17 protein-coding genes are annotated in these 17,113 nt (G+C 42.3%); 2 read left to right on the top strand and 15 right to left on the bottom strand.

The genetic code is table 11. From position 1 onward, the window contains the following. Positions 1 to 39 precede the first annotated feature (39 nt). The 3 genes from HMPREF2926_RS06645 to HMPREF2926_RS06635 all read right to left on the bottom strand — a co-directional run bounded on the left by HMPREF2926_RS06645 (position 40) and on the right by HMPREF2926_RS06635 (position 2,075). On the bottom strand, positions 40 to 726 hold the full coding sequence (locus HMPREF2926_RS06645; RefSeq protein WP_070586999.1) for a Bax inhibitor-1/YccA family protein: 687 nt from the start codon (positions 724 to 726) through the stop codon (positions 40 to 42). Positions 727 to 754: 28 nt separating this feature from the next. Beyond that, positions 755 to 1,246, bottom strand: coding sequence for an HDIG domain-containing metalloprotein (locus HMPREF2926_RS06640; RefSeq protein WP_003005617.1), 492 nt, complete (start codon positions 1,244 to 1,246; stop codon positions 755 to 757). 82 nt (positions 1,247 to 1,328) lie between these two features. Continuing rightward, positions 1,329 to 2,075, bottom strand: coding sequence for a TrmH family RNA methyltransferase (locus HMPREF2926_RS06635; RefSeq protein ID WP_070587406.1), 747 nt, complete (start codon positions 2,073 to 2,075; stop codon positions 1,329 to 1,331). Positions 2,076 to 2,148: 73 nt separating this feature from the next. On the opposite strand from HMPREF2926_RS06635, the gene HMPREF2926_RS06630 reads away from it, so the two are divergent. Further along, the gene (locus HMPREF2926_RS06630) at positions 2,149 to 2,427 is read left to right on the top strand and encodes an acylphosphatase (protein WP_023918900.1); all 279 of its coding nucleotides are present in this window, start codon (positions 2,149 to 2,151) and stop codon (positions 2,425 to 2,427) included. 76 nt (positions 2,428 to 2,503) lie between these two features. Beyond that, entirely contained in the window at positions 2,504 to 3,421 is a 918-nt protein-coding gene (gene yidC / locus HMPREF2926_RS06625; protein ID WP_003008377.1) for a membrane protein insertase YidC, read from the top strand. Between the two features lie 154 nt (positions 3,422 to 3,575). Here the strand turns inward: yidC and greA are convergent, their stop codons facing one another. From greA to nrdR, 12 genes are all read right to left on the bottom strand, one after another. Further along, positions 3,576 to 4,058 carry a transcription elongation factor GreA gene (gene greA / locus HMPREF2926_RS06620; protein ID WP_003005389.1) on the bottom strand — a complete coding sequence of 161 codons (483 nt, stop codon included), beginning with the start codon at positions 4,056 to 4,058 and terminating at the stop codon, positions 3,576 to 3,578. Positions 4,059 to 4,115: 57 nt separating this feature from the next. Continuing rightward, positions 4,116 to 5,633 (bottom strand): endolytic transglycosylase MltG, encoded by a 1,518-nt coding sequence (gene mltG, locus HMPREF2926_RS06615; RefSeq protein WP_371106514.1) that lies wholly within the window; start codon positions 5,631 to 5,633, stop codon positions 4,116 to 4,118. A gap of 71 nt (positions 5,634 to 5,704) precedes the next feature. Next, on the bottom strand, positions 5,705 to 6,214 hold the full coding sequence (locus HMPREF2926_RS06610) for a GNAT family N-acetyltransferase (protein ID WP_176745539.1): 510 nt from the start codon (positions 6,212 to 6,214) through the stop codon (positions 5,705 to 5,707). A gap of 12 nt (positions 6,215 to 6,226) precedes the next feature. Further along, positions 6,227 to 6,643: a GNAT family N-acetyltransferase gene (locus HMPREF2926_RS06605; RefSeq protein WP_024054776.1), complete on the bottom strand. Its 417-nt coding sequence runs from the start codon at positions 6,641 to 6,643 to the stop codon at positions 6,227 to 6,229. A gap of 81 nt (positions 6,644 to 6,724) precedes the next feature. Next, complete coding sequence (murC, locus tag HMPREF2926_RS06600; RefSeq protein ID WP_024054775.1) at positions 6,725 to 8,059, bottom strand: UDP-N-acetylmuramate--L-alanine ligase; 1,335 nt, start codon at positions 8,057 to 8,059, stop codon at positions 6,725 to 6,727. A 9-nt stretch (positions 8,060 to 8,068) separates the two neighbouring features. Further along, positions 8,069 to 8,719 (bottom strand): divisome accessory protein ZapJ, encoded by a 651-nt coding sequence (locus HMPREF2926_RS06595; RefSeq protein ID WP_070586997.1) that lies wholly within the window; start codon positions 8,717 to 8,719, stop codon positions 8,069 to 8,071. 55 nt (positions 8,720 to 8,774) lie between these two features. Then, positions 8,775 to 11,873 carry a pilus expression-regulating Snf2 family helicase gene (locus HMPREF2926_RS06590; RefSeq protein WP_070586996.1) on the bottom strand — a complete coding sequence of 1,033 codons (3,099 nt, stop codon included), beginning with the start codon at positions 11,871 to 11,873 and terminating at the stop codon, positions 8,775 to 8,777. A gap of 600 nt (positions 11,874 to 12,473) precedes the next feature. Beyond that, complete coding sequence (gene der / locus HMPREF2926_RS06585; RefSeq protein WP_070586994.1) at positions 12,474 to 13,784, bottom strand: ribosome biogenesis GTPase Der; 1,311 nt, start codon at positions 13,782 to 13,784, stop codon at positions 12,474 to 12,476. 57 nt (positions 13,785 to 13,841) lie between these two features. Further along, positions 13,842 to 14,555, bottom strand: coding sequence for a nitroreductase family protein (locus HMPREF2926_RS06580; protein ID WP_070586993.1), 714 nt, complete (start codon positions 14,553 to 14,555; stop codon positions 13,842 to 13,844). Then, complete coding sequence (dnaI, locus tag HMPREF2926_RS06575) at positions 14,552 to 15,451, bottom strand: primosomal protein DnaI (protein ID WP_070586991.1); 900 nt, start codon at positions 15,449 to 15,451, stop codon at positions 14,552 to 14,554. Before dnaI ends, HMPREF2926_RS06580 begins: the two co-directional genes overlap by 4 nt. Next, positions 15,452 to 16,630 (bottom strand): replication initiation and membrane attachment family protein, encoded by a 1,179-nt coding sequence (locus HMPREF2926_RS06570; RefSeq protein ID WP_070586990.1) that lies wholly within the window; start codon positions 16,628 to 16,630, stop codon positions 15,452 to 15,454. Continuing rightward, a complete protein-coding gene (gene nrdR / locus HMPREF2926_RS06565) occupies positions 16,631 to 17,104 on the bottom strand; it encodes a transcriptional regulator NrdR (protein WP_003005476.1) in 474 nt (157 codons plus the stop codon). Positions 17,105 to 17,113 lie beyond the last annotated feature (9 nt).

The following is a 17,113-nucleotide window of genomic DNA, read 5'->3' as shown; positions in this document are numbered from 1 at the left end:
AAAAGCCGAGGCAACTGCCCCAGCTCAAGCTCTCTTTGATTAGTCGTTTCTTCCGAAGATACGAAGAAGGCTGATAAAGAGGTTGATAAAGTCAAGATAAAGTTCCAAAGCCATTGCTACTGCCCAACCTGTAGCAGGTTGACCATTTGTTTGATCATAGACATAGCGAATCTTTTGGTTATCCCAAGCTGTCAATCCTGCAAAGAGGAAGACAGAGATGGTACTCAAGATATAGTCCATTCCAGAACTTCTCAAGAACATGTTCACAACAGAAGCGATGATCACACCGATCAAGACTCCCATCAAGGCACGTCCCATTCCAGACAGGTCCTTTTTCACGACGCGTCCGATAGCTCCCATGACAATAAACATCAAGGCACTGACCAAGAAAGCCTTATAGACAGTTGCTTGCATGTAGCGAGCAATGATAAAGCTCAAGGTAAAGCCATTCAAGGCTGAGTAGATCAAGAAGATCGGAAGAGCAGACGGGCTATTTTTAACAGCCTTCCCACTTGCAACAAAGACCAAGATCAATTCTACAACCACTGCTGCATAGTAAACCATTGGTGCGGTTGTCAAGATTTGAACGAAGAAATCTTGAAAGACCGTCATCATAAGACCAGAGACAAGGGCTGAAATCCCAACACCGATCCCAACTAATGAGTAGATTTTGTTATAAAAAGCATTCAATCCACTTTGTTCTTGGATTACTGAATCATTATACATATAAACAAGTTCCTTTCAAATTTGTTTACTATGATTTTAACATTTTTCGATGAAAAAATCTCCTTTTGGCCATCTTTTTACGCCAAGGTTCTGAAGCTTCCTTAACAGCCCAGTATTTATCCACCATCGTCACTACGAAGGATTCTTTGTAGCGAGGCGGAGCAAGGGTAGCTCCCCACATGTGTTTAATAATGATGTCTTCTTCCTTGGCATTGAGATCTGTGATCTTTCGTGCATTTCTCACGGCAATGCGGGGATGGATCCAGGCGTGACTTTTCGTAAACTTGGTCTCGCGCCAATCATAGTAAAAGAGGTCATGCAAGAGGCCACCCCGAGCCGTACTTTTGGCATCCCAACCAAATTTTTTAGCCAGTTTATAACTGGTATAGCTCACATGAATGGAATGCTCCAAACGATTGGAATGAATATGGTGGGGAATGTCGGCTAATTTTTGAACCTTAGGATGCTGGATCAGATGGCCTACATAGGTCATGTATTCTTTGTCACGATGATATTGCATAAGATAACCACCTTTCGTTGATAAGCTCTCCCAATAAGATCTCCATCAACTTCTTCTTACAGGTTAAGTATACTTCTTTTTCTCAAAATTTCCTTAAAGAAAACATCAAAATTCCTGCTGCCACTGCAACATTTAAACTCTCTGAACGACCTGGCATGGGAATATGAACCAGCTGGTCTGCTTGTGCCGCCATTTCCTGGCTGATGCCATTTCCTTCATTCCCCATAACCAGGATAAACTGATCGGTCTGAGAAAGCTGACGGTAGTCAATGGAAGCTTCTGAAAGCGTCGTTGCGAGAACTGCTAGATGAGAGTGCGCAGCTCGCTCCAATAGTTCTTCTCGATCCAGTTTCCAGATAGGAATATGGAAATGACTGCCCTGCATGGATCGAAGGGTCTTGAGACTGTATAGATCAGCGGAGGCTTTCGAAAGCATGACGCCATCAAAACCTGCTGCATCTGCTGTTCGAATCATCGTCCCTACATTGCCAGGATCCTGTACATCCTCCAAATAGAGGAATCGCCCTTGTAGCTGATCCGGAAGCTCTGGCTGCTCTAGAAGAATCTCTGCGACAATCCCTTGAGGAGTCTTCGAATCTGCCAAGAGGCTTAAGATCTCCGGAGTCACGATAGTGACTTTTTGGATGTCCTCTACCCGGTCTAAATAGGCTTCTAAAACAAAGACCTGCCGAATCTTCGCATGATTTTCTACTGCCTCTTCAAACAGATGCCAGCCTTCAATGAGATAAGAATCTGTCCGGTATTTTTTTTGATGTAATTTTTTTGCATTTTTGATTACATTATTGGATTTAGACGTTATAATATTCATAGAACTATTATAGCACAAAGAAAAAGAAGAAATCATACCTCAGATAGATTTCTTCGAGTCAAGGAGGTCGCACATGCAAAAGGTAAAAATGATTGCCCAAGGACGGGTTCAAGGGGTTGGCTTTCGCTGGGGAGTCTACAGTCTTGCTTTAGAGATCGGTGGGATCACTGGCCGTGTCTGGAATAATGACGACGGAACAGTTGGCATTCTGGCACAGGCAGAGTCTAGTAGCCAAATGGCCAAATTCATCCAAGAAATTCGCAAAGGTCCTACGCCTTTTGCGCATGTGACTTATTTAGATGTTACGCTCGCAAACTTTGAAAACTATACAGACTTCAAAATTGCAAATTAAGACTAGAGAACTATTGTGTATTTTCAAAAAAAACAGTAGAATAGAAAGGTAACATTAAAAAAAGAAGGAACTATTTGTGAAAAAAAATAAACTTGCATTACTTGCATCGATGGGACTAGCTTCGCTTGTCTTCTTATCAGGATGCGTGAGTGTCGATCGGAAAACTGGAAATCCGACTGGATTGATCTGGAATCTTCTTGGCCGTCCAATGGGCGAAGCCATCAAATTCTTTGCCAACAACCTTGGCTTAGGCTTTGGGATCGGGATTATTATCGTCACCTTGATCGTACGGTTAATCATCTTGCCACTTGGTTTGTACCAATCATGGAAGGCAACCTACCAATCTGAAAAGATGAACTACTTAAAACCTATCCTTGGGCCAATCCAAGAGCGCATGAAGAACGCTAGCACACAAGAAGAAAAGCTATTGGCGCAACAGGAATTAATGGCTGCTCAACGTGAAAATGGAGTTAGCATGTTTGGTGGAGTTGGGTGTTTGCCACTCTTGATCCAAATGCCATTCTTCTCAGCTCTCTTCTTTGCAGCTCAGCACACCAAAGGGGTAGCAGATAGTAGCTTCCTTGGCATTGCTCTCGGCAAACCAAGCTTGCTCTTGACAGCGATCGTAGCAGTTCTTTACTATATCCAAAGTATGCTTTCTCTTCATGGAATTGAAGATGAAACCCAAAAGGAAAGCATGCGCAAAGCATCACTGATGAGTCCGATTATGATCGGTGTCTTCTCATTGATCTCCTCAGCCGGAGTAACTCTTTACTGGGTAGTCGGTGGGGTGATCCAAATTATCCAACAATTTGTCATCAACTACTTGATTCGTCCAAATCTTCGCAAACGAGTCGCTGAGGAATACAAAAACAATCCTCCTAAAGCGACTAGTCACCGCGTGAAAAAAGATGTCACACCTACTGCAACGACACAAATCCAACACAAACCAAAAAACAACCGCAATGCAGGAAAACAACGCAATAGAAAGTAGTACAAACTACTAATTCTAGCGGTATACAGTAGCACTTGAACCCAAGGTTCAAGTGCTTTTTTTGATATCGTTCAGTCAGCAAAGAATTTTCACTCTCACAAAAAGATTAAGAGCACAAAAAAACAAGCCCTCTTGGAGGGCTTGCGTTTTATAGTTACGCTGTTTTTTCTACGTTCAAAATTTTCACTTGGTAGCTTCCAGCTGGTGTCTCAACAGTGACAACGTCACCTGTCTTCTTACCAATCAAAGCGTGACCGATTGGGCTTTCGTTAGAAATCTTTCCTGCAAAGGCATCTGCCCCTGCTGAACCAACGATGCTGTATACTTCTTCATCTGTTTCGCCAACTTCTTGAACTGTAACGGTTTTTCCGATCGCTACTTCGTCTACTGCAACAGCGTCACTATCGACGATTTCTGCATAACGGATTTTTGTTTCCAAGCTAGAGATTTGACCTTCAACAAAAGCTTGTTCATCTTTTGCCGCTTCATACTCAGAGTTTTCTGAGAGGTCACCATATGAACGAGCGATCTTAATCCGTTCCACCACTTCAGGCCGACGGACCAATTTCAATTCTTCTAATTCTTGTTCCAATTTTTCTTTTTCTGCTAGGGTCATTGGGTATGTTTTTTCTGCCATTATTCTTCTCTTTCTATTATTTGAATGAAAAAGCTGTGGACGCGCCACATGCTTTTTCTAGTTTGAACTTGCTTGTGTCAATTTACTATTGACGTGTTCTTCAACATTTTTATTGTGTTCTTCGTATGTCTTAGCGAAGAAAACTTCACCATTTTCGACATTTGCGACAAAATACAAGTAATCGGTCTTACTTGGGTTCACCGCCGCTTCGATCGCTGATACTCCAGGGTTATCCACTGGGCCAGGCATCAAGCCGGTATTCTTATAAATATTATAAGGTGAATCCAGCTCTGTATTGATCGTTGCATCTTCTTTTAAGGTCGTCTTTTGACCAAGTTTCCCTTCTGCATAAAGAATTGCAATATTACTTTGCAAAGGCATGTCTTGGTTCAAGCGGTTATAGAAGACACTCGCGATATCTTTGCGGTCCTGATCCGTCGCCCCTTCTTTTTCAACCAAGGAAGCAAGAGTCAATACTTCGTTTACATTGATGTTCTTGCTCTCAAGTGTTTCATAGTATGGGCTTAAGTTTTGATCCATTGCCGCAAGCATCTGATCGATCATCTCTTTCACTGTGGTATCTTTCCCATAGTTATAAGTTGCTGGGAAGAGATAACCTTCTAAACGGTAGCGAACACCAGAATCCTTACTTGGCAGATTCGCCAAGAGCTTAGGATATTTGGCCACCATCTTCTCAATAAAGGCATCGTCTTGGACAGCCTTCAAGAAATCTTCTTTCTTAAATGGAGTCTTGCCTGCCTTCTTAGTGGAGACATTGGTGGTGATAGCCGTCGCAATCTGATCGATCGTATAACCTTCTGGAATCGTGACCTTTCCAAGAACTGGAGCCTGAGGAGTTTTGGTTCCCTCTTCTTGCAGTTTTTGGATGATGGTTTCTAGATCCATGCTCTTTTGCAAATTGAAATAACCAGATTTGAAATTGCTATAGTTCTTGAACTTGGTATAGTAGTTAAAGAACTGACCATTTTTCACGAGTCCTTTTTTCTCAAGGATCGCGCCAATCTCACGATTACTTGAACCTGCTGGAATCTCAACCGTTACGAATTCTGTTGCATTTTTATCCATCGGCTTGACAGCTGAATGGATATAGGTCACAGCAAAGATCCCTGTAGCTACGATCACAATCAGCAAAAGGCTGACTACTGTCCGCACAATTCGTTTAGCGATTTTATTTTGTTTCTTTTGTTTTTGTTGGCGCTGGTTACGAGAAGAGCGCGATAAGCTTTCCTCTACCGGTTCCTGACTTGGTTCTTTTTTAGCAGGCTTTGTAAGCTCACTCTTTTCTTCCACAGCAGGAGTCGCCTTTACCGGCTCCACTGGTTCTTCTTTGGGAGCCAACGCAGATTCTTCTACTTTTGGAGGTAGTGTTGCTTCTTCCTCCTCTTTCAGTGAAGAAGGGGTTTCAATACTTCGATCAGGTAGATCATACTCTTTTTCGATTTTTAGAAGTTGCTCATTGGCCTCTTCTAAGTCTCTGAGGATCTGCTCTTTGAAGCTTAATAACTTCTCACTGTCTTGTGATTTATCAGTCAAATAATTGACCTCCCTCATCATAATCCTTAATATTATATCTTAAAAGATTTAGAAAAGCAATACAAATCGCCTTTCTTCTTTAAAATACCTATTTAATCAAGTTTTTCATTTTCCCAGACCAGATTGTACCAAACTTCACCCGCATATTGGGATTCTGACCGGCCTTCATTGGTAAATCCTTGCTTTTCATAATAAGGAATCAAATAATCATGACAGGTCAAATTGATCCCTTGGCGATTATCTTTCAACGCAATCTCTTTCATCGCTTCAAGCAAAAGGGTTCCCACTCCAAGTCCTTGAGCTTCTTTAGCAATGGATAGACTCGTAATGGAAATAAAGCCCTGTTCTAACTGACTTAGATCTTCAACCTCTGAAAAAGAGGAATCGATCAAATAGCGCTCCGGTCTAACAGGTCCTTCTAAATAGCCTAAAATCTGACCCTGGCACTCTGCTACAAGAAATGTCGTTTGAATCTTTTCGATGTGATCTTTTAAAATCTCACGCGCAATCGCTTCTTCTTCTGAGAAATTCTCAAGCTCAATGCGCTCGATGGCATCCAAATCCTGCAGCTCTGCCTGTCTAATGTGAATCTTTTCTTTCATCATTTACTCCTTCTATCGTTCCCAAACCATATGGACACCTCGATCAGACTCAGCTTCATCTCGAAATCCTTGCTGGGAAAAATAAGATAGTAAGTCTTCTGGGCAATCGATCCAAATGGCTTCCTTTTCCTTTTGAACAGCTAGATCCTTTAAAGCAGCGATTAAAATAGAACCATAGCCTTGACCTTGAAAGGCTGGTCTCACTGCTAGTCGCAATACAATTAGGTCTCTTTTTAAAGGCTGGTCTTCTGTCGCCAACAAGTAAGCCACAGCATCCCCCGCCTGCTCTGCAAGCAAAGAAATGGCTTCCTTCGAACCTAGCGCTTCCTCAAGAGTGGCCCTGTGCTCCTTTCCTTCATTGCCATGAAGTTCTTCTTCTAGTAACAGCAGCTGTTCTTGATCAGCTGGGGTGATTGATCGAATCATCATCCTGCTTTCCTCATCTCATACTCCTTCAGTGGACAGATAAATTTGAGTCTGGAACCAAAAGATTCCAGACTCAATCATCTCTTATTGTACACTATGTGTCAAACTAGATAATAAACGCTCAAATGAGTATTCATAGGTTTGAATATCTCCTGCTCCCATAAAGACATAGACTGCATTATCATGGTCAAGAAGAGGAGAAACATTCTCAGCTGTAATAATCGCTGAGCGTTTGACAATTTTTGCTTCCAAATCTTCAACTTTCACATCGCCGTGATCGACTTCACGCGCAGAGCCATAGATCTGTGCCAAGTAAACAGCATCTGCTTGATTCAAGGCTTCTGCAAATTCATCTAACAAGGCAATGGTCCGTGTAAAGGTATGTGGTTGGAAAATGGCCACAATCTCTTTACTTGGGTATTTTTGACGGGCCGCATCCAAGGTTGCAATAATTTCCGTTGGATGGTGCGCAAAGTCATCGATGATCACTGTTCCATTGACTACTTTTTCAGTAAAGCGACGTTTCACTCCAGCAAAGGTCTTCAAATGCTCGCGGACTAAATCTAAATCAAATCCTGCAATGTAAAGCAAACCAATGACTGCTGTAGCATTCATGATGTTGTGACGACCAAATGTTGGGATATGGAATTGCCCCAAATCTTCTCCACGGAAATGAACGTTGAAGGTTGAACCTGTCGTTGAGCGAAGCAAGTTGCTTGCCACAAAATCGTTCGTCTCCTTATCAAAACCATAGTAATAAATTGGTGCTGATGAGGTAATCCGACGCAATTCTTTGTCTTCTCCGTAGATGAAGAGGCCCTTACTGATTTGTTTGGCATAATCGTTAAAAGCATTAAAGACATCTTCCAAGCTCGTGAAATAGTCTGGATGGTCGAAGTCAATATTGGTGATGATGCTGTATTCAGGATGGTAAGGCATAAAGTGGCGTTCATACTCATCTGATTCAAAGACAAAGTATTTGGCTGCTGCAGAGCCACGACCTGTCCCGTCACCAATCAAATAACTGGTGTCAGTGATATTTGATAAGACGTGAGAAAGCATCCCTGTTGTCGAGGTTTTTCCGTGTGCTCCGGCAACCCCCATGCTGACGAAGTCACGCATAAATTCACCAAGGAATTCATGGTAGCGTTTATAAGTTAGGCCATGCTCATCTGCATAAGCAATTTCCACATTGTTATCTGGACGGAAAGCATTCCCGGCAATGAGGATCTTGTCGCCTTCCAAATTTTTCACATCAAATGGATAAATTTGAATTCCTACTTGTTCCAAGCCACGTTGCGTAAAGTAATACTTCTCAACATCTGACCCTTGAACCGTATGTCCCATTTGGTGAAGCATGAGGGCTAAAGCACTCATCCCTGCTCCTTTAATTCCAATAAAATGGTATGTATTAGACATGTTTTCTCCTTATTCTTGATCTAGATGGGTTAAATCCAATTCTTGTTTGATTGGCTGTGGTTTCAACTTGTGCTGATCTTTATTGTATATTTGGCTAGTCTTTAAGAAATCATAATTGTTTTTCTTTTCAGTCGGTTCTGCCACTTCTGGTTCTCCTGCAGATTCGAACTCTGCAAGGATCAACTGATCTTGTCGTAATCGTTTGCTATATTTCAATAATTCACCCGGATTTTCCTTTTGGAAGGGAGCCGTTGGCTGACCAGGTTTTCGTTCAGAAATAAATGGTTTTTTCCGTTTACTTGTAGTAGCTGCTGGATCCGTTGTCAGATAGGGAGCTGTGCGTTTCTTTTTCAGATCTTCACGAGCGCGCTCTCTCGCTTTCTCTGCATAACGATTGGCTGGGCTTTTTTTATCAATCGGCTCTTTAAAATCAGGTTTTCTTACTGGCCGTCTTTTCGGTAGGGGCTCTTCTAATGGTTGGTGGTAAGGATGCTTAGGTTTGGTATTTTCAGCAATCGGTTGCCATTCCAAATAATTTTTATCCACATAGTCGCCTGTAATGTTACTAATCAAGTCTGTTTCATCATACAGGTTCATGTGGGGCATCTCTGTTAACATCAACTCATTATCCCCTACTTGAGGAAAATATTTTTCTGTCATGCTTTCTTCCTTTCGACACTCCATTAATTATAAACTATTCACAGAATTTTTCAAGCTATTCTGACTGAATTCCAAGAATCTCACGAATTTCCTCAACCGATAAACTAGATCGTGTTTCCGTTCCGTCTAAAATCGTTGAGACCAAGTGTCTTTTGGAAGCTTGTAGTTCTTGGATTTTTTCTTCGATCGTACCACGAGTAATCATGCGGTAAACTTCAACATTTTGTTCCTGTCCCATTCGATGGGCACGTCCAATAGCCTGGTCTTCCACTGCAGGATTCCACCACAAATCGACTAAGATGACCGTATCGGCACCAGTGAGGTTCAATCCAACCCCTCCAGCCTTCAGAGAAATGAGAAAAGCATGGCGCTCACCTGCATTAAAAGCATTGGTCATTTCTTGTCGATCTTTAGCGGGAGTAGAACCTGTGATTTTAAAGGAGGTCATGCCAAGCTGGTCAATCTCCTGCTCTAGGATATCCAGCATGCCTCTAAATTGAGAGAAGATCAAAACCCGGTGTTCGCCATCCTTGATTTGACCCAAAAGATCTCGAAGACTCTCCAATTTCCCACTATCTCCCTGATAGTCTTCCATAAAGAGGGCGGGGGTATCACAGATTTGGCGAAGGCGCATGAGACCCGAGAGAATTTCCACCTTGCTCCGATTTAGTTCTTCCTCACTAGAGGTTCGAACCCGATCTTGAATTTGTTTTAATTGAGCCAAATAGATCGTTTTTTGACTTTCATCCAACTCATTGTGGTAGGTTGTTTCAATTAAGTCCGGTAATTCTTGGAGCACTTCATCTTTTTTCCGTCTCATGACGAAAGGTTTGACAAAACGTGCAATGGTCTCAGGACTCAATTTTTGAAATTCTCTTTTAGCTGGGAAGAGCCCTGGAAGGACAATTTGGAAAATAGACCAGAGTTCACCCACATGATTTTCAATCGGTGTCCCAGATAAGGCAAACACATGCGGAACCTCAAAGCCACGTAAGTGTTGGGCAATCTTGGTTTGGGCATTTTTCATGACCTGGGCTTCATCTAGAATCAAGTACTCATACTGATTCTTCTGGTATTCCTCCACATCTTGACGGAAAGACGCGTAACTAGTGATAACTACCTGTGGATTGGTTGCGATGAGTTCATCTCGGTGCTGCTTGAGACCATAGACGACTGCCACTTCCATCTGAGGAGCGAATTTTGAAAATTCTTGTTTCCAATTGTAGATGAGACTAGATGGAGCTAGAATCAAGATTTTAGTTTCTTTTTTTGCGACACTGGTCAAGAAGGAAATAGTCTGCAGGGTTTTCCCAAGCCCCATATCATCCGCTAAAATACCACCAAAACCATAATGATTTAACATGGAGAACCATTTAACCCCTGTTTCTTGGTAATCCCTTAGGGTCGCTTGGATTGTCATCTGAGGGAGTTGGAAGTCTTCTGGATGAGTCAAATCATGAGCTAAATTTCGAAAGTCTTCTGAAAAATGAACATTGTCTTGATCTGCCAACAAATCAGATAGCTGATAAGCGGCAATCCGGCGGGCTTGTAGTTTCCCACCCTTGCTCATTTTCGCCCGCAGATCTGCTAGGGCTCGACTGATTTTCTTGGTTTCTTCATCAAAAACAAGGACCTTCCCTGTATGGCTGATAAAATAATCTTCTTGCCCTACAAGAGCTTTGAGGACCTGATCCACTTCAGCTGGATCCACACTTTCAAAGTCAAAACCGATCTCCAGTAGACTGCCATTTGTTTTAACATCAATTTTTGGACGCTCCACTTGATAAAGATCTAAAAGGCTATCAGAGAGGGTAACCTCTCCTAAGGCTTCAAAAGTCGGGATCTGTTGGTGAAAGAATGGATAGATTTGCCCACTTGATAAAGGACTTCTTTGGGAAGAAAAGTCATCTGTAAAACCTGCTGCTAGCATGGTTGAAAAGACTTCTTGCTCCTTATCGAAATCACTAGAATAAGGAAGATTGAGAAGTTCTTCACGCGTGGTCACCACACGATCCTGGTATTGAAAGACCACATTCAGTAAAACAGTCTGGTCCTGTGCTAGATCAAAATGAAATTCCGGAGTGAAATCGTGGATTAAAAAGCTGGTCGGAGCTGTTATTTGTCCCAGTTTTTTGAACTCTTTTAAACTATAGGAAAGCTTTGTTTGGTCCGTTGGATCAAAATGCAGGCGTTTTTTGCGATCTTGATCCATTGGTAAGTCTTGAATCGCTTTCCATAAGGTCCGCTGTTGGGGCGTCAGGTGATAGAACACTCCATTTCGAAACAGGTAAACAGCAGACTCGACAACCTTCACTTGTGGCTCCGTAATAATCAATTCGTAAAAATCACCATGGTCTTCCACCTGAAAGTGAAAGAGATCTTCCTCCCCATGGACATCCTGAAAATAGACTTCAGAAAAATCATACAAGCTGTATTGCAAGAGGAAGGAATCCAAATTCATCAGTAATTCTACAGCTTCTTCAAAGAGAGTCGGTGGAAAATAAAGATGGCGCCCAGCATTGGGAAAGAAATCTTGCTCTTTCGATCCACTATCTGTGACCAAGCCTTGTAGGAAATTGATCACATCCTGACTAGACCCATCAAATTCTAAGTAAGAAATGGGTTCATAGTAACTTTTGCCAATTGCAAAGTGGCCTTCTTTCTGAAGGGTCTGCAAAAAAGCTAGCACATCTCTGATTACATAAGAGCGCTCGTCTGGCAAGCGACGAATGCGAAGGGTCCACAAGAATTGACCAGAGTATTCATCCTCCTGCCCAACTGCTGATAAGACATAGCGAGTTTCTTTCTTTTCGATTTTTGGAAGGACCTGGTCTAAAAACAAACTTCCAAAAGAGACCTTCTCCTGCGTTTCTTCAGTCGCCGTGGCGTCTTCTTCAAGGCTTGTAAGAGCAGCTTTCCCACTGTCATCATTCTTCAAAAAAGCTTCTACAGCTGCTAGATGCGTACAGAATTTTTTCTTTTGAAAGAAAGCACAGCTACAAAAAACGGCATCGTCGTCCAAACTGTACCGCAAGCTTTCTTCTTCCACCCGAAAATACAGGTATTTTTCTTTTACTTCCTGAAGGGAAACTTTCCCAGCTTCATAGAGAAGGCTCCCTTGTGAACGAACCTTCCCAGGAATTAATTTTGCCATGTTTACCACCTTAGATTAATCCCTTTATTATACCATATTTAAGATAAAATTAGAAAAAATAGTTATCATCTTGAAAGGATTTTAGCCCGTTTTTGATAGAAAAACTGAGACAGCATTTTCCCAGTTTTTTACCTGATTTCGTAACATTCTCAGTTCAAACAGCTATCCCTAATATCTATCTGTTAACTGTTTGATCAAATAGCCAAACAAAGGGAATAGCAAAATCCCGATTGCTCATAGAGAAAAGAAAAAACACGACATTATTTTTTAATAAAATCCCCAGCAATAGGATCAAGAGCTCCAAGCTTACGATCGAACCGAGAAACAAGAGATACAGATAGATTTTAAATAATAAGTACACAAACCTAAAGCTCTCATGATCTTCATGAGTTTACTCTACTCATCCTTAAAAAAAGCATAAGGAATAAAGAATATCCGGACCATGATACTACGCATCTGACTATCCTCCACTTCATTTTACCAGCTTATTAAAAAAAGCAACGCTTTTGCGCTACTTTTAGTTGTTTTCATAGTTGGAAGAATGAGCGTTTTATCATTTGAAATATCCTTCTCCACTTTGATCCATTTATCTCGTATTCCCTACTTCCGTTTTCGCGCAATCAAATGGATTGGAGTTCCTTCAAAAACAAAGGCCTTGCGAATTTGGTTCTCCAAGAAACGGAGGTATGAGAAGTGCATCAGTTCTTCTTCGTTAACAAAGACCACAAAAGTTGGCGGCTTGGTTGCCACTTGTGTCGCATAGAAGATCTTGAGGCGTTTTCCTTTGTCGGTCGGCGTTGGATTAATGGCAATGGCATCCATAATCACATCGTTCAAGACAGCTGAAGGAATCCGTGTATTTTGACTCTCACTGATCTGTTTGATCATCTCTGGCAACTTGTGCAAGCGTTGTTTGGTTAAGGCAGAGACAAAAACAATCGGCGCATAAGAAAGGTATTGGAATTGATCGCGAATGTCATCTTCCCACTGCTTCATGGTATGGTTGTCTTTTTCAATGATATCCCATTTGTTGACAACAATGATCATACCTTTACCAGCCTCATGAGCAAAGCCAGCGATCCGCTTGTCATACTCCCGAATTCCTTCTTCGGCATTAATAACCATCAAAACTACATCTGAACGGTCGATGGCACGCATGGCACGCATGACAGAATATTTCTCAGTGTTTTCATAGATTTTACCAGATTTGCGCATACCGGCTGTATCGATCATGGTAAATTCTTGGCCATCTGCATCGGTAAAATGGGTATCGATGGCATCCCGTGTGGTTCCAGCAACAGGGCTTGCGATAACGCGGTCTTCTCCAAGGATCGCATTGATCAAGCTTGATTTTCCAACATTTGGGCGACCAATCAAGCTAAATTTGATGATATCTGGATTTTCTTCTTCTGTTTCATTCGGAAGATTTTCAATAATGGCATCAAGCACATCCCCAGTTCCGATCCCGTGGACAGAGGATACCGGTAGTGGCTCACCCAGTCCTAAGGCATAAAAGTCATAGATATCATTGCGCATCTCTGGGTTATCCACCTTGTTGACTGCAAGAATCACCGGTTTATGGGTCTTATACAAGATACGAGTGACATATTCATCCGCGTCCGTGATCCCTTCTTTTCCAGAAACAACAAAGACGATCACATCTGCTTCGTCCATAGCAATTTCTGCTTGATGCTTAATTTGTTCCATAAATGGGGCATCTACGTCATCAATTCCCCCCGTATCAATGATACTAAATTTTCGATTCAACCACTCAGCTGTTGCATAAATGCGGTCACGAGTGACTCCTTCTACATCCTCAACGATGGAAATCCGCTCACCGGCAATCCGGTTAAAGAGTGTAGATTTTCCGACATTGGGACGGCCTACAATCGCAATAGTTGGTAGGGCCATGATTTCCTCTTTTCTAATGAAAGGCGAGACCTCGGTTCAAGAACGCCTCTCTTCATTTCATAATAGTTTGTGTTTTTCTAGTAGTTTTTTGGTCTCTTCTTGTTCAGGTTGACCAAATTGAGCTGCAATGCGCTCGCTCCAGCTATCTGTTGCACGCGCTCCAGCATAATCTGCCTGTACCTTGTCATAGGCAGTCACAACTGATAAGTCTTGTTCTTGGTATTCTTCTTCAAAAGCAACCTGCTCCAAGGGTAAGCGTGGTTTCACCGCATGCTGCTGATTAGGTACTCCAAGGGCAATCCCAAAAACAGGGTAGGTATAGTCTGGCAGACGGAAGAGTTTTGCAACTTCCTCTGAACAGTAGCGCAACATGCCAATAATGACTCCACCATAGCCGAGACTTTCAGCTGCCAATAGCGTATTTTGAGCTGCTAGAGCCGCATCCACTGAAGTGATCAACAAATTATCCACACCTTCCGGATGAAAATCCTTCTCATGAAGTTTGACAGCTTTTTCAGCACGGTTTAAATCCCCAACAAAGAGTAGAAAGACATCTGATTGGCGAATCGCTTCTTGAGGAAGCAAGTCGTAAAGAGCTTCTTTCTTTTCCTTGCTCTTTACCACAATCACAGAATAAGATTGAAAGTTTTTCCAACTTGATGCCATCTGCCCAGCTGATAAGATTTCCTTGAGGTCAGCTTCTTTGATAGCTTCTTCCTTAAACCGGCGAACAGAAAAATGAGCATTCATTAAACGGATGGTTTCATTCATCGGCGATTGACTCCTTCCAAATGGATTTCCTTAGCTAAAAATTTCACGCGCTCCATGACACGTTTGGCCTGCCAGGTTTCATCACCATTGCGCGACGTTGCAAAATGGCGTTCCAACTCTTCAAAATTAAAGTTAGAGGTAAAGAAGGTCGGAAGATTTTCCTGCATCCGGTGCTGCAGAATCACTTGTAAGATTTCGTCTCGTACCCAGGCTGACATCTGTTCCGCACCGATATCATCGAGAATTAAAATTTCGGCTTTTTTCACCTGATCTACGGTTTCTTTGACCAAGCCCGAACTGATGGCATTTTTGACATCGATAGCAAAACTTGGGAAATGTAGTAGAGTGGTAGAGGCCTGGCGTTTTTCGGATAAATCATGAGCCAGAGCTGCCATCATGTAGCTCTTTCCTACTCCAAAATCACCATAGAGGTAAATTCCCTTTTGATACTCGGGATAGTTGGCTACAAAATTAGCTAATTCCTCAAAAGCCACAAATCGTCCCTTATCATCGAGCTCTACCTTGGCTAGACTCGCTTCTTTCAAAGTTGAAGGGAGATTGATCAAGTTGAGACGTTGGTTGATCGCAGCACGTTTTTGGGCTTCGATTAACTCTGGTGTCTCCTCATAAGTGACATCCGCATATCCTTCATTCATGATGAGGATGGGCTTATAACCTTTGGCAATGTAATCCGAATCTCCCAATAAGAAACGGTTGCGCTCACTGATGTATTGATTAAATTTTGAAATACTACGACGAATTTCTTTCTCAGACAAAGACTGGTCTTTGATAAAGGCAGCGACTTCTTGGTCTGCCAAGATCTGTGCGACCAAATCCTCATAGTTAAATTGACGCGCACGATTCATGTGAGACATGGTTTGACCTACACTTTCCATCTACTCACCTCCTTGATTCAGTTTTTCTAACAGGCGTTGTTTCTCTTTAGCGAGATCCACCTTTTCTTCTTGACTGGTTTGATTTTGATAATGTGGTTGACTCCACTTGGGAACATTACTTGGCTTGCCTTTGGCAAGAGCAGTTGTCGTCCCCTTATTTCCTTGACCCTTAGCTTGTTCCTGGCGTTCCCGGACTTTTAAAATCGCCAGTTCCGCACTGTTAACTCCTTGATAAGAAAAATCATTTCCTACTTTCAAAGCATACTTTTCATTGAGATTAGCAGACTGGGTCTTGTTAAAGGTCAACAATAAGATAATATTGATCACCTCATCTAGTAAGCCTAGATCAGCTAACTTAGATAGAGTCTTGCGTTCGCTCTGCGTAATGGTCGCATTGCGCGCCTTTTTAATCTCCGCTAAAAATTGTAGGCTGGATTTTGCCTTAGCTTCTCTCAGAATAGTTTCTTCCTGACGGCTATAAGACACGCGGGGGTGCTCTTGGCTAGCCTGAGCCAATTTTTGCTTCATTCTCTTCGGAGAGATGGTCCGTTCTACAGCTGTTTCTTTTGCTAGGAGATAGGTTTCATACCAGGTCCATTGCTGCTCTTCTGCGATGGCAAAGAGGGCCAGAGTCGCTTCTCCTTCATCCGCAAAACGAAGTCCATCACGCCCCATCATCCGTTTAAACATTTCCATATCAAACTGCTGTTTTTTACTGGCAACAACAGTCACCTCACCAGCATCTAGTCCAAATACTTGAGAGAAGGACACTTGCCGTCTAGTTCCTAAAGAGCGTGCTGGAAGCAGATCCTCCACTGCCTTTTCCCCAATCTTTTTTTCCAGTAAGCGTTTAAAAACAGCATTTGAAAAAAATTGTTCTGCCTCAAGAGGGGCATGTAACTGAATGGTGATCCCAACTTCTTCCTCATAGAGATCGATCAAACCCATGGCAATTAAACGATCAAAGGCAAGTAGCAACTGTGGAAATCCTATATTTAGGTGATTGAGGATTTGTGCCAGTAAATATTGTTTTTCACCCTGATCATAAGAGGCGAGTAGATAACGATAAACCGTTACCGTTTCTGTCTCTAAAATAGGCAGATAGTACTGCTCCAATGCAGCCCCTGCCAGTGGAAGAAGATTATTTTTTAAAAATGCGAAAGGCGTATTGGGCTTCATCTATTTTTCCTTTTTCTTCTTGGTTCCCTTCGTAATTTGTTTCAAGAGGGTCTCTAACTCACCGACATCCTTGAAACTCCGGTAAACACTTGCAAAACGGACATAGGTAATCTCATCTAGATCTGCTAACTCATCCATAACCAAAGAACCAATATACTCACTGTTAATTTCATTATCACTTTGGCTGCGAACCTTTTGCTCGATCCGGTTTACAATTTCTTCGATTTCGTCACTAGAAACCGGCCGTTTTTGAGCTGAGCGGATAATACCATTAAAGATTTTATCACGAGAAAATTGCTCGCGTGTCCCATCTTTTTTGACGACCACTAGGGTCCGCTCTTCCACTCGTTCGTAGGTAGTAAAGCGATAATGGCATTCTTCGCATTCCCTGCGACGACGGATGGTGTTCCCATCTTCAGCTTGTCGACTATCCACCACACTAGACTTACTTCCACCACATTTTGGACAACGCATTTGCTACCT

Source organism: Streptococcus sp. HMSC078D09 (assembly GCF_001813675.1).
Lineage (GTDB): Bacteria > Bacillota > Bacilli > Lactobacillales > Streptococcaceae > Streptococcus.
This window is presented reverse-complemented; position numbering and strand designations above follow the sequence as displayed.

Bases quoted from the DNA above. Each gene is read 5' to 3' on its own strand.
- HMPREF2926_RS06645 (WP_070586999.1), bottom strand. From the start codon at position 726: ATGTATAATGATTCAGTAATCCAAGAACAAAGTGGATTGAATGCTTTT.
- HMPREF2926_RS06640 (WP_003005617.1), bottom strand. From the start codon at position 1,246: ATGCAATATCATCGTGACAAAGAATACATGACCTATGTAGGCCATCTG.
- HMPREF2926_RS06635 (WP_070587406.1), bottom strand. From the start codon at position 2,075: ATGAATATTATAACGTCTAAATCCAATAATGTAATCAAAAATGCAAAA.
- HMPREF2926_RS06630 (WP_023918900.1), top strand. From the start codon at position 2,149: ATGCAAAAGGTAAAAATGATTGCCCAAGGACGGGTTCAAGGGGTTGGC.
- greA (WP_003005389.1), bottom strand. From the start codon at position 4,058: ATGGCAGAAAAAACATACCCAATGACCCTAGCAGAAAAAGAAAAATTG.
- mltG (WP_371106514.1), bottom strand. From the start codon at position 5,633: ATGATGAGGGAGGTCAATTATTTGACTGATAAATCACAAGACAGTGAG.
- HMPREF2926_RS06610 (WP_176745539.1), bottom strand. From the start codon at position 6,214: ATGAAAGAAAAGATTCACATTAGACAGGCAGAGCTGCAGGATTTGGAT.
- HMPREF2926_RS06605 (WP_024054776.1), bottom strand. From the start codon at position 6,643: ATGATGATTCGATCAATCACCCCAGCTGATCAAGAACAGCTGCTGTTA.
- murC (WP_024054775.1), bottom strand. From the start codon at position 8,059: ATGTCTAATACATACCATTTTATTGGAATTAAAGGAGCAGGGATGAGT.
- HMPREF2926_RS06595 (WP_070586997.1), bottom strand. From the start codon at position 8,719: ATGACAGAAAAATATTTTCCTCAAGTAGGGGATAATGAGTTGATGTTA.
- HMPREF2926_RS06590 (WP_070586996.1), bottom strand. From the start codon at position 11,873: ATGGCAAAATTAATTCCTGGGAAGGTTCGTTCACAAGGGAGCCTTCTC.
- der (WP_070586994.1), bottom strand. From the start codon at position 13,784: ATGGCCCTACCAACTATTGCGATTGTAGGCCGTCCCAATGTCGGAAAA.
- HMPREF2926_RS06580 (WP_070586993.1), bottom strand. From the start codon at position 14,555: ATGAATGAAACCATCCGTTTAATGAATGCTCATTTTTCTGTTCGCCGG.
- dnaI (WP_070586991.1), bottom strand. From the start codon at position 15,451: ATGGAAAGTGTAGGTCAAACCATGTCTCACATGAATCGTGCGCGTCAA.
- HMPREF2926_RS06570 (WP_070586990.1), bottom strand. From the start codon at position 16,630: ATGAAGCCCAATACGCCTTTCGCATTTTTAAAAAATAATCTTCTTCCA.
- nrdR (WP_003005476.1), bottom strand. From the start codon at position 17,104: ATGCGTTGTCCAAAATGTGGTGGAAGTAAGTCTAGTGTGGTGGATAGT.